Here is a 13,190-nt window from a genome sequence, read left to right on the forward strand (position 1 = left end):
TATTTTTAAATGTTTCCCAAAACCTTGGGATTAATATTCATCCTCGTTCCAAAGATAATCGTCGTCTGTGGGGTAGTCTGCCCAGATCTCTTCAATAGAGTCATAAGAGTCGCCCTCGTCTTCAATTGCCTGAAGGTTTTCCACTACTTCTAGTGGAGCACCGGTCCTGATCGCGTAATCAATCAATTCGTCTTTGGTTGCGGGCCAGGGTGCATCGCTTAAATAGGATGCTAATTCTAATGTCCAGTACATAGCACTTTAGGTTTTAATTTTCTGCAAAAGTAATTTTTTAGATCAAAAAGTCAAGTAAAATCTCAATTATTTCTGCTATATTTTAAAGAACGTTTTTTGTTAGCTGATAGTCAGTTAGTTGCAAAACAGCTTGTTTATAAGTTATTTTTTAAAAACTCGTGTTTTACTTAAATCTAACTAATATTAGTAACAGATAATTAATAACTTACAATTTCTTTGGAATCCATTGCGTTTCTTCTGCGTTTGTGTCTTTAGACAACTTTCGTGCCAGCACAAATAGGTAGTCAGATAGTCTGTTTAAATATTTTATAACTAGTTCGTTTACTGGTTCCTTTTCATTTAAAAGGGTAATCCGGCGTTCGGCACGACGACATACGGTACGGGCAATGTGACAAGATGACACGACCGGATTTCCTCCGGGAAGCACAAAATGGGTTATCTCTGGCAAGGCCTCGTTCATAGCATCCATTTCTGTTTCCAGAAGTAAAATATCTTCCTCCTCAACTTTTGGAATATTGAGGCGTTCCTTTCCACTTTTTAGAATGGCCTTGTTGGGGTCTGTTGCCAAGGTAGAACCTATGGTAAAAAGTATATTCTGAATTTGTATTACTATTTTTTTACTATGATCGTCTATGGCGTGGCTGCGTATCATCCCGAGGTTGGCATTAAGTTCGTCAACAGTGCCGTAACTTTCAATACGGATGTTGTGCTTAGGAACCCGTGTGCCGCCGAAAAGGGCAGTAGTGCCTGCATCGCCGGTTTTGGTGTATATTTTCATTTTAGGTATGAGGTTTTAGACAAATTTACAAATAACACAATTAATGGATGGACTAAAAAATTATTTATTAATCGGGTTAAAGTGAAGAAAATTATTTCTTAAATTGTTACATATTTTCAAGTACTTCGGATAGGCTAAGGTGTAGGACTTTTACAATTATGCCAATAGGAACAACGAGTATCAATACGCCTGTGTAGTGCAATTGCCTACCGCCCACTTTCTTTTTCCCGTTCCTTTTTCCGCTCGTAGTAACTGCTTTTGAAATTTCTGTTGCGACGCGCCTTTTGGTTTGAAGCGTTGCGTTTGTTCCAAAAATAGAGAATGGCAAGTAGCAGGATTCCGCCAATGATTAAAACGATGGGGTTTGAAAGATCAAAATTCATACTTCAAAGATAAAGTTTGAAATGGGAAGGACGAAATTAAAAGAATATTTTTCAACTCAGGACTTACCAATTAATACTTCCTTTTTCGTGTCGCTCTCTACCATTCCGTCGCGAAGCCTAATTATTCTGTGGGCATTCTCGGCAATTTCTTCTTCGTGGGTTACAAGAATTACCGTATTGCCCGCTTGGTGAATTTCATTAAATAGATTCATTATTTCATCCGAAGTTTTTGAATCTAAATTGCCTGTTGGCTCATCGGCCAAAATAATAGATGGTTTATTTACTAAGGCTCTGCCAACAGCCACACGTTGCCGTTGTCCGCCGGAAAGTTGGTTTGGCTTGTGGTCCATCCTATCTGCCAGTCCCACATCTGTTAATACTTGTTTGGCACGTGCGGTGCGTTCGCTTTTTGAGGCGCCTGCATAGATCATTGGCAAAGCCACATTTTCGAGCGCTGTGGTTCGGGGCAGTAAATTAAACGTTTGAAAAACGAAGCCTATTTCCTTATTTCTTATTTCAGCCAATTCGTCATCGGTCATATTGCTCACATCCTTGCCATTTAGCTCGTAGCTGCCAGAAGTAGGCGTGTCTAAACAACCCAAAAGATTCATTAATGTAGATTTTCCCGAGCCAGATGGCCCCATTAATGCTACGTATTCGCCGCGATTAATATCGAGGTCTATCCCTTTTAAAACTTTTACCACTTCATTTCCTAGTGGAAAATCACGGGTTATTTTTCTAATTTTAATCAATAAACTCATAGTCCTCTAAATTTCCAAAAAAGAAATTTTTTAAATTAATAGTGCTTGTAAGACGCAAAGATACATGGGTTGTTACAAATTAAATTTAAAGCCTTTGTTTTAAAGTGAAAGAATTGTTTTGCCTATAAATACTACTTAATGCGAATTATAAAATGTTGTTTAGGCTGTTCCTTCCTAAAAAATACCAAACCCCATTGAAAGGTATCGATACTTACTGTAACTTTTGTATTTGCAATAATTTGTTGCCATGCAGCCGTCATCTCTTTGCTCCAATAAATATCGTCAAAAATTATAAGAGAGTCGTTGTGAACATTGTTTAAAAGCGAATTGAAATACTGCAAAGTACGCTCTCCGTTATGGTCGCCGTCAATAAATACTAAATCGTATTTAACCATTTTATTTTCAAAAAGAAAATCTTTAAACAACATCTCGTTAATCTGAATATTGTGCAGATTAAATTTTTCAAAATATTGCTGCGCTTTCCCAAGGGTATTTGGGCAACCGTCCACCGTATTAATTGCGGCAAATTCATTGGCGAGCGAAAGCGCAACCGTACCAAGGCCCAAGGAGGTTCCAAGTTCTAAAATATTTTCACTTTTAAGATATTTCGCCAAGCGGAAAAGTAATTTTTGCCGCTTTTTTTTCATACCAGCATTTTTAACTACTGCCGAAACCTTTCGGGCATTGCCTTTAAACACGCGCGAACCTTGGCCAAAATCCTTCATTTCTACCTTCGTGGTATCTTGCCTGAGGGCTTGGCGGTGTTTTTTTAAAATTTCGTATTCAGGGTATTTCGCTTTATCGTTAAAACACTGCGTCACCAAATCGAATACAAACGGCGAATGTACGCCATGCTTATTCTTGGAGAGCCGAATAAATTTTATATAACTTTTTGATTGATGTATCATAATTTTGAATTTTTTTAATTCAGAATTATTCCATCTTTGCCGAAAGCTCAAACCAACGCTCTTCCTTTGCTTCAATGGTATCTATAATTTCCTGAAGTTTTATAGATTGCTTGTCAATTTCGGGGCCGTCCCAGTTTTCGGTTGCGAACTTGTTTTGCAGTTCTTCGCGATTTTTTTCAAGATTTGCTATTTCCTTTTCCAGTTTATTGTATTCCTTTTGTTCGTTATAGGTTAGCTTTACCGGACTGGCGTCTTGTTTCCAATCTTTTTTAACTTTAGGTGCACTTTCGCTCGCCTCGCGTTTTTCTTGAATATTACTGTCTTCATACGCCCTAAAATCTGAATAGTTTCCGGGAAAATCTTCTATTTCTGCATTGCCTCTAAATACAAACAAATGATCTACAATTTTATCCATAAAATAGCGGTCGTGGCTCACTACTAATAGACAGCCGGGAAAGTCTAACAGGAAACTTTCCAACACATTTAACGTTACAATATCTAAATCGTTTGTGGGCTCATCGAGAATTAAAAAGTTAGGGTTTTTAATTAAAACCGTACATAAATAAAGTCGTTTTCGTTCTCCGCCGCTAAGCTTTTCTACAAAGTCGTATTGCTTTTTGGGGTCGAAAAGAAAACGTTCCAACAGTTGCGATGCCGATATTATCCTTCCTTTTTTTAGCGGAATATATTCGCCGTATTCCTTTATAACATCTATAACTTTTTGGCCATCCTTAATATTTAGTCCTGCTTGGGTGTAGTAACCAAATTTTACGGTTTCGCCAATAATTACTTTCCCAGAATCTGGTTTTAAAGCACCAGTTAAAATATTTAAAAATGTAGATTTTCCTGTTCCGTTTTTCCCGATAATTCCTACGCGTTCGCCACGGTTAAAATTATATTCAAACTTATCGAGCATCTGTTTGTCGCCAAATGATTTCGAAATTTTATGCAACTCCACCACTTTGGTGCCCATTCGCTCCATATTTAGTTCCAATTGTACTTGGTGGTCGTTTCGGCGTTTGTTGGCGCGTTCTTTTATTTCGTGAAAATCGTCTATTCGGCTTTTGCTTTTTGTGGTTCTAGCTTTGGGTTGGCGGCGCATCCAGTCCAATTCTTTTTTAAAAAGTTGCTTTGCCTTGCCGGTTTCGGTCGCTTCGTTTTCAATGCGGGCCTCACGCTTTTCCAGGTAGTAACTGTAATTTCCCTTGTAACTGTAAAGCGTTCCCTCGTCTAATTCTACAATTTCGTTGCAGACGCGTTCCAAAAAGTAACGGTCGTGTGTAACCATAAACAAGGTGAAATTTTCTTTCGCAAAAAGATTTTCCAGCCATTCAATCATTTCTAAATCTAAATGGTTGGTAGGCTCATCCATTATTAACAAATCTGGCGTAGTTAATAGGGCATTTGCCAAAGCCAACCGTTTTTTTTGTCCGCCGCTAAGTGTTGAAACTTTCGCGTGCAAGTCTTCCATTTTAAGTTTGAAAAGAATCTGTTTGTACCGCGTTTCAAAATCCCAAGCGTGATGCGCTTCCATGGCGTCAAAGGCTTTTTGGTATGCTTCGGAATCCTCCGGATTTTCAATGGCCCGCTCGTAATTCTCAATAATTTTAAGAATGGGGTTGTCTGAAGAAAAGATAGTTTGTTCTACCGTTTGTGCGGGGTCTAAATCGGGTTCCTGCGGTAAATAAGCAATTTTTAAGCCTTTTCGGCTCACAACATTGCCGGAGTCGGCGGTGTCGTTTCCCGCAATTATATTGAGTAAGGATGTTTTTCCCGTACCGTTTTTGGCTACAAAACCTATTTTTTGTCCTTCATTTATTCCGAAGGAAATATTTTGAAACAAAGGTTTCATCCCGAAGGATTTAGATATGTTTTCTACTGAAAGGTAATTCACAATTTGTATTTTCCGCAAATGTAGTGAATATGTTAGAGCATTTGTACATTTAGAAACCTCGGAAGAGTGCCAAACAACTATGTGGTGTGCAAAACCACTTCAATTTAATGAATTTCTGTATTTTCACGCCTATTATACCAAAATTGTACTTTCCAGTAATAGGGTTTACCTTCGTAGATTTAATTCTGAAAGCGATAAATATAAAAAGAGATCCGCTTGTTTCATCACATTCATCCATACCCGCCGTATATTCCAAAGACAGCCACCAAATTAATTGTGGGTACCTTGCCGCCCCCTCGTTTTACCACAGGTAATTTAAAAGAAGGCGATGTAGATTTTTGCTACGGAAGTAGAGACGGACAATTATGGACAATTCTCGATAAAATTTTCAATTTAAATCTGAAATTTGAAACTACTGCCGAAGCCATTGCGCAACGGGAGCATTTTCTTATTAAAAGAGGCATAGGCATTTGCGATATGGTAGCTTCGGCAAAACGTGAAAAAGTAGATGCTTCAGACATAGGAATGTTGGATGTAGAGCTACGTGATTTGGTTGCCGTTCTTCAGCAAAACCCTAAAATTGATACGCTTCTTTTTACAGGAGGCAACAGTAAAAATGGTCCGGAATATTTCTTCCGAAGAAGTTTGAAGGCGTATAATATTTCTTTAAAAGTGGTTTCAAACAAAGTACCGAGAATTCACCAATTTCAACTTCCTAAAGACGGTAGAATTATAAAAACCGTTTCGTTAATTGCGCCTTCGGGCGCTGCAAATAGGGCGGTGGGTAGTTTGGATTCGTATAAAAAAATGAAGGCTGAATTTCCTGAGAAAACAACAATTGATTTTCGGGTAGAGCAGTATCGGCCTTTTTTTTAAAACGATTTACGGAGCTGTGAAATTAAAAATTTGCAGGGGTGCGTTATTGCTGACCACTACATACATTTCGTTTCCGTTGATGTTTATGGCTTTCATATTTTTTGAATCGCTGTCTATAAAAGGCGCGTATTCTTTTGAATAGGTAAAACCGCCTTTTCCATCGCCCAATAAAACATAGCCGTAATTGCTGTCGTAACGGATGGTTTCCACTTCGGCGTCATAAATAGCGCCAACGCCCATTATATCTAGGTTGCCATCGTTATTAAAATCGCGCGAAATAAAGGAAAGCGTTGGGCCTAGCTGGGCTTCGTTTGGCAGTTTTTTTACTTGAAATTTTCCGCCGCCAAGATTTTCTGCGTACATGCTTTCAAAATTGTGGCTGGTTAATTTAAAAGCTTCTTTAAGCTGTTCTTTGCCGTAAATACCTTCCATATCTAGCGTAGAAAATTCCTTGAAGCTTTTTATTTTATCGAGCAGAAATGGATTTTGCTGGCTGCTGCATTCTTTTCCGCGAACAGGTACTATTCTTCCGTCGTTAATTTTACTCATAGCGACGTCAAAACTACCGTTGTTATCAAAGTCTTTTGCGTAAATAAACAGGGGTTTTTCTGCGGAAGGGTGAAATTTATTATTACCGCCAATATTGCCAAAAACATAATCTTCATCGCCGTCGCCGTCAAAATCTGCGGCAGTTACGGTAAACCACCATCCTTCGGTATTTTCAAAGCCTGCAATGTTTTCATTTTTGGTGAAATTTCCATTATTGTTAGTGAAAATGGTTGGCGCCATCCACTCGCCAGTGATCAACAAGTCTAAGTCATTATCGTTGTCATAATCGGTAAAAATTGCTTCAGAAATCATCCCTATTTCTTTAAGTGAAGGGTTTTCTTCGGTGGCATCTTTAAAACTTCCATTTTCGTTTTTAAGAAGATAGGAGCGTGGGGAAAGCGGATATTTTCTGGGAACAACATTTCCACCAACAAACAAATCCAGGTCGCCATCGCCATCGTAATCTGCAGCAACAACACTTTTGCTGGACACTAACATTGCGGGCAAAGCTTCTTTTTTATAAGTGAAATTTCCGTTGCCGTCATTTATAAAAAGTCTGTCCTGTAAAAGCGGACTGTTTTCATCGAGCTCGTAGCCAGCGCTTGCAAGGTAGAGGTCTAAGTCGCCATCGGCATCGGCATCAAAAAAGAGGGCGTTTGCATCTTCAAATTTTGCGTTGTTTTTCCATAGCGCTTCGTTCGTTTTTGTGAAGCTGCCGTCGGGTTTTTGAATGTACATGGCGGCTTCGGCTCCCGCGGCATTTCCTACAAAGAAATCGTCTAAACCATCATTATTAACGTCGGCCACGGCAAGGCCACTACCTTTGGTTGATTGCTTTTGCGGGATGAGGAGTTGAAGCGAAAAATCGTCAAAATCATTCTCTTTCTGCTCGTAATTAATCCCGATACTTGTAGGGTCTAAGCTAATTTTTTTTGACACCGGACTTTTATACGTCACCGTGCCTACAATTGCCGTGTTATAATCTATATTGAGCATTTGGTTGCTGGATATATTGTTCAGTTTTGATATTTTTCCATCGGGCCATTGTACTATCACTTCATCAATTTGTTCGTTTTTTCCGAGCCCAAAATGTAGCACATCCGAAACTGACGATTGATACCCACGGGTAAGATATAATTGCTGTAATTGAATGGTGTCGCCTTTTTTTACATAAACTTTTGTTCCAATTCCTAATGAATTCTTGCTTGGGCCTTTGAGTTTTACTTGTAAGTAATTAGTGTTGGCATTGTTTCGGTATATGCCCACTTCGTCATCTATGTTGTTTACAATAAGGTCTAAATCGCCATCGTTGTCAAGGTCGGCATAAACGGCACCGTTGGAGAAAGTTGGGTCTTCCAGCCCCCATTCTTTAATTGTTTTAGTAAAAGTGAGGTCGCCATTATTTTTAAAAATATAATTGTCTAGCTTTTGGTAGGGCAACATATTCGTAACGGCTTCGATAGTCATGGCCTCTCCATTGGCATTTTTTTCTTTTAAAGCACTCCTGAAATCTTGGTTGGCGTAATCTTTATAAACTCCATTGGAGACAAAAATATCTTTCAGCCCATCGTTATCAAAATCTGCAATAAGTGGAGCCCAGCTCCAATCTGTTTTTACAATGCCGCTAAACTGTGCAGTTTCTTGAAACTTACCATTGCCGTTATTGTAATGCAATAGGTTTGCCATATAGGCATGGTGATACCCCACTTCTACCATTTTTAAAAAATTGGAAGTGCTCATAGAAGCCATGTTTTGTTTGCCTCTGGCATAATTTTCTGCCAACATATCTAAGGTTATTAAATCTGGGTAGAGGTCATTATTGAGGTCGGCATAATCAGAGCCCATACTATTAAAAGATATGTGGTTAATGCGACTATTAATTTCGTTTTTAAAGGTGCCATCTTTTTGATTGATGTACATAGCATCTGGTTCAAGAAAATCATTTGAAACATAAATATCGTCCCACCCATCATTATTAAAATCTCCAATAGCGCTAGCAAGCCCCCAGGTTTTGTTGTATAATCCTGCTTCTCCAGTTACTTTGGTAAAAATTGTGCCGTCATTTCGATAGAGTTGATCGCTGGTAATTTCTTCGATATTTCGTTGAATTTCGCCACTTATTTTGATGTTGTTTTTAAAGTCGTATCGATAGTTTACAACGTATATATCTAGGTCTCCATCTTTGTCATAGTCTAACTGGTAAATTTGAGTTGTATAGCCGGGGTCGTCTAAGCCCCATTTTTTTGCTTCTTCCTTGAAAGTGCCGTTTTGTAGGTTTACGAATAAAAGGTTTCGTCTGGCGGCGTCGTCTTTTAATGAACCAGCTTTTGAAACGTATATATCCAGCCATCCATCATTATTTATATCTAACATGGTAACGCCCGTTGAAAACCCTTTGTAATCTTCGGTTTTTGAAGAAGTTGTTATATCTTCAAAATTAAGGCTGCCCTTATTCTTATAGAGTTTATTGGGGCCAAAATTAGAAACCAGATAGATGTCTTGAAGTCCATCATTATCAATATCGCCAACGGCAACTCCAGCTCCAGCATATATATAAGGGTAATTTAAAAAGTTAAAATCTAAATCTTGCTTTATTACATTTTTAAATTTTAATTGGGAACTTTTAGAAGAAACTTTTGAGTATAGAGTACTAGCATTGTCGGTATATTTTGCGTTTTCTGTCTTTTTTTGATGTTGGGAACAGGAAAATAAAACAGTAGCTAAAAAAAGAATAGCAAAAAGTGTTTTCATAATAAAATAAATTAACTCGCTTATAGACAATTGCTTAAGGAGTGCATAAAAAAATTGTTTCTTGGTTTGTAAAATGAATCTTTAAATATAGTGAATTTTAGTTTTGGGAATAATTTGTCTTCTATCATAAATAATGCTATTTTTAACGACTTATTAACTAAATAGTATGAATATTTATTAATTTAAAACAATCAATTTATGAAGAAAATTACCCTCACGCTCTTACTGTTATTTTTTACGGTTGGGAGTGTATTTAGTCAATGTATTGGTACTTCGCAGTATCTTACTAAAACGGCCAATAACGATGGAAGCGTCCAGAGTATTACCACCTGTAATTTCGGGGGGGAATACACTCGAGTAAACGGACTTATTATTGGTAGTAATTATGAATTTACTTCCACTAACGGGTATTTAACCATTACCGATTTAACCAACAATGTACTTGGTTTCGGAGTATCTCCTGTAGTGGTTAATGCAATGTCGGTTACCTCTATTAGAATCCACTTGCATTCTAGCCCGGCACCAAGTTGTGGTACGGCTTCAACCTGCCTCAACGCTACTTTACAAAACCTAACACCTCCACCGCCACCGGCAAATGATCTTTGCTCAGGTGCATTCGAAATAACGGGCGATGGAACTGTGGCGGGAACAACGCTTCTTGCTACTGTAGATTCTCCTGGAACTTGTAATAGTGTATCTGTTACAGCTCCTGGCGTATGGTATTACTTTGACGATGTTAGTGGTTCTGGTTCAGCTGTTACCATTAACACGTGTTCTGCTGTAGGTTATGATACCAGACTTTCTGTATATTCTGGCACTTGTGGCACTTTAATTTGTGAAACTGCTAATGACGATATGACTCCAGCTTGCCCAAGTGGTTCTTTCCGTAGTGAAGTAACATTTAATACCGATGGTTCATCTAGGTATTATGTATTGGTGCACGGTTTTAGTTCTAATGCAGGTGATTTTGAATTAAATATCTCTGGTTTTCCAGTATTATCTACAGGCAATCCACCAACCATAGTGTGTCCTGCAAACATTACGGCTAACAATGACCCTGGAACCTGTGGCGCTGTAGTAAACTTTGCGGGTGTTGCATTTGACGATGAAGATGGCAACATCTCTGGCGATATTGTTGCTACACCTGCAAGCGGAAGTGTTTTTCCAGTAGGTGATACTATGGTTACACTTTCGGTTACCGATAGCGATGGCAATACTGAAACGTGCGATTTTATGGTTACTGTAGTTGACGATGAAGATCCTGTGGCAGTTTGCCAGGATATTACAATAGACCTTGACCCAACAACCGGTATGGCAACAATCACTCCTGCCGATCTAGATAACGGATCTACCGATAACTGCGCCATAACAGCTATGACATTAGACGTATCTTCGTTTGACTGTTCAATGGTTGGCGCAAATACCGTAACGATGACCGTTACCGATGCAGCTGGCAATACCGCTACATGTACCTCAACCGTTACCGTTCAAGATGTAACTGCACCAGAGGTATTCTGTGTTGGCGGATTTGGAATTTTTTCAGAATCTGAAGACTTTGAAGGCGCTACCATCCCAACAGGATGGACTACCGTAATTGAGTCCGGAGGCCAAGATTGGACATTCGGAAGCGGTGCTATGCCAGGAGGGGCAGATTTCCCAACAAACGCCGCTATTTTTGATGACGATGCAGCAGGTAGTGGCCCGGCAAACCTTGCGCGACTTCTTTCTCCCGCATACGATCTTACCGGGGCAAGCAACGTGCAACTATCTTTTGATTATTCATTACAGGATTTTGCAGGTTCAGGAACATTTGAAGCTGAAGTATGGGATGGAGCTGCTTGGCAACAGATATTATTTGTAGATGTAGATACCGATCCTGTTAACACGGGCGATATAGATGTTTCTGCGTTTGTAAATGCAGCCTTCCAAGTGCGATATACTTATGATGATGAAGACGATTGGGCTTGGGGAGCTGGTGTAGACAACTTCCTATTGACCTATGAAGCTGCCGCTGGCGGTGGATTGGATGTTTTCCTTGATGTAAACGGTGTGGCTTCAATTAGCCCTAACGATCTTGTTACCGGAGTAAACGAAGCTTGTGGATACACAATTACCGCTGGTGGTACCGGCGGTGGAAGCAGCGAAAGCCTTACTACAACCTTTGCAGGTGGTAACGGACTTGACGGTGCTATGTTTGATGTTATGGCTATAAACGACCTTACCATCGACTCTTTTGATGTAAACCTTGATACCGGAATAACCGATGATATTGAAGTATATTTCAAAACAGGTACTTGGGTAGGTTCGCATACCAATCCTGGCGATTGGACATTGTTAGACACAGCCGCAGGTATTACTTCTGCAGGTGATGGTTTACCAACCCCGTTAAACCTTGATTTAGGGGTTACAGTAGCTGCTGGTGAACGAGTAGCTTTCTACGTAACCACATTAAATGGTGGTATGAACTACACCAATGGTACAACAACAGGAAACCTGTTTGCTTCTGACGCCAACCTTGAGTTTTACGAAGGTCGCGGAATGGGCTATCCATTTACCGGAGGTTTTGAACCAAGAGTATTCAACGGAAATATACTTTATACTACCGGCGGAGGCTCTGGCCTAGACTTTACGTGCGCAGATCTTGGTGAGAACATCATTGAAGTAACCGTAACCGATGCCAGTGGAAACGCTTCTACCTGTATGGCGGTAGTAAATGTTATAGATAACATAGCGCCAGTTATTACTTGCGGGGTTGCAAACATTACTTCAGAATTAACAGATTTTGAAGATGCTACCATACCAACGGGTTGGACTACTGTGGTAACCAGCGGTTCTGCAGACTGGGCCTTCGGGTCGGGCGATATGCCAATAGGAGGCGATTTCCCTACAAACGCAGCGATCTTTGATGATGATGCGGCAGGTAGTGGTGAAGTAAACCTCGTAACACTTGTTTCTCCAGTTTATGATATCTCTGCAGCTGTAACGGCATCTATCTCTTTTGATTATGCCTTGCAGGAATTTGCAGGTGATGGTACTTTAACTGTAGAAGTATACGATGGCGCAGCTTGGCAACAAATACTATTTGTAGATGTAGATACCGATCCGACCAATTCAGGAGCCTTAGATATGGCCGCTTATATGAACGCTGACTTCCAAGTTCGTTTTACTTACGACGATGAAGGCGGCTGGGCCTGGGGTGCCGGTGTAGATAACTTCCAAATAGATTACGAAGGTGTTAGCACGGGTAACGTTGTAGAAATTGAACTAGGACCAGATGGTACGACCACTATCGATCCTTATAGTTTGCTTTCTGACATAAACGAAGCTTGTGGCATTGCTACTATTGCAGTAGATGTGCCAACCGTAACTTGCGCAGATATAGGAACCCCAGTTATGGTAACTGTATTTGTAAGCGATACAAGCGGTAACCTTGCCTCTTGTGTGGCCGAAGTTCACGTGGTTGACAAATTGGCTCCGGTGCTTACTTGCCCTGCAGACCAAACAGTAGATCCAGGACCAGGCAACATTTTCTATATTGTACCGGATTACTTTGCAACTGGCGAAGCGATCGCTGACGATAACTGTACTGATCCCGTAACGGATACTACACAAGATCCTGCTCCAGGAACGGCATTGCCAGACGGTGTTTACACTGTTAGCTTTACCGCTACCGATGAGTACGGAAACACCTCCAGCTGTGACTTTGAGCTTACAGTTGAATCTGTTCTTGGTGTAAATCAAAACACTTTAGAAGCTGGCGTGGCATTATATCCAAACCCAGCGAGCCATGTTGTAAACCTTGTAAACAAGACCAACATTTCACTAGAGAAAATGATGATCTACGATGTAAACGGAAAATTAGTAAACCAGATAGACCTTCGCACTATGCAGGGTGAAAAAGCGGTAGATGTTTCATCGCTCGCGGCTGGCGTTTATATGGTACAGATTATTGGTGAAAAAGCAAGCACTGTTAAGCGCTTGATTAAAGAATAATCGCCAAATAACCAACCAAAACAAGAAAGACCCCTTCAGCATATG

General features: G+C 39.9%; 9 protein-coding genes. 2 read left to right on the forward strand and 7 right to left on the reverse strand.

The window, feature by feature from the left end:
* Positions 1–30: 30 nt before the first annotated feature.
* From QCQ61_RS08475 to QCQ61_RS08500, 6 genes are all read right to left on the reverse strand, one after another.
* Positions 31–252, reverse strand: coding sequence for a DUF2795 domain-containing protein (locus QCQ61_RS08475; RefSeq protein ID WP_014782927.1), 222 nt, complete (start codon positions 250–252; stop codon positions 31–33).
* Between the two features lie 205 nt (positions 253–457).
* A complete protein-coding gene (locus tag QCQ61_RS08480) occupies positions 458–1,030 on the reverse strand; it encodes a cob(I)yrinic acid a,c-diamide adenosyltransferase (RefSeq protein WP_279447204.1) in 573 nt (190 codons plus the stop codon).
* Between the two features lie 206 nt (positions 1,031–1,236).
* A complete protein-coding gene (locus QCQ61_RS08485; protein WP_279447205.1) occupies positions 1,237–1,413 on the reverse strand; it encodes a hypothetical protein in 177 nt (58 codons plus the stop codon).
* 56 nt (positions 1,414–1,469) lie between these two features.
* A complete protein-coding gene (locus QCQ61_RS08490; protein WP_279447206.1) occupies positions 1,470–2,174 on the reverse strand; it encodes an ABC transporter ATP-binding protein in 705 nt (234 codons plus the stop codon).
* A 131-nt stretch (positions 2,175–2,305) separates the two neighbouring features.
* The gene (locus tag QCQ61_RS08495; protein WP_279447207.1) at positions 2,306–3,082 is read right to left on the reverse strand and encodes an O-methyltransferase; all 777 of its coding nucleotides are present in this window, start codon (positions 3,080–3,082) and stop codon (positions 2,306–2,308) included.
* 25 nt (positions 3,083–3,107) lie between these two features.
* The gene (locus QCQ61_RS08500) at positions 3,108–4,976 is read right to left on the reverse strand and encodes an ABC-F family ATP-binding cassette domain-containing protein (RefSeq protein ID WP_279447208.1); all 1,869 of its coding nucleotides are present in this window, start codon (positions 4,974–4,976) and stop codon (positions 3,108–3,110) included.
* 216 nt (positions 4,977–5,192) lie between these two features.
* Between QCQ61_RS08500 and QCQ61_RS08505 the strand changes: the two genes are divergently transcribed.
* Positions 5,193–5,852 carry a uracil-DNA glycosylase family protein gene (locus tag QCQ61_RS08505; RefSeq protein WP_279447209.1) on the forward strand — a complete coding sequence of 220 codons (660 nt, stop codon included), beginning with the start codon at positions 5,193–5,195 and terminating at the stop codon, positions 5,850–5,852.
* 6 nt (positions 5,853–5,858) lie between these two features.
* Here the strand turns inward: QCQ61_RS08505 and QCQ61_RS08510 are convergent, their stop codons facing one another.
* A complete protein-coding gene (locus QCQ61_RS08510; protein WP_279447211.1) occupies positions 5,859–9,152 on the reverse strand; it encodes a VCBS repeat-containing protein in 3,294 nt (1,097 codons plus the stop codon).
* A gap of 198 nt (positions 9,153–9,350) precedes the next feature.
* Between QCQ61_RS08510 and QCQ61_RS08515 the strand changes: the two genes are divergently transcribed.
* Positions 9,351–13,145: an HYR domain-containing protein gene (locus tag QCQ61_RS08515; RefSeq protein ID WP_279447212.1), complete on the forward strand. Its 3,795-nt coding sequence runs from the start codon at positions 9,351–9,353 to the stop codon at positions 13,143–13,145.
* The last annotated feature ends 45 nt before the right edge of the window (positions 13,146–13,190 follow it).

Origin of the sequence: Aequorivita marisscotiae, from assembly GCF_029814825.1 — a bacterium.
Taxonomy (GTDB): Bacteria; Bacteroidota; Bacteroidia; order Flavobacteriales; family Flavobacteriaceae; genus Aequorivita; species Aequorivita marisscotiae.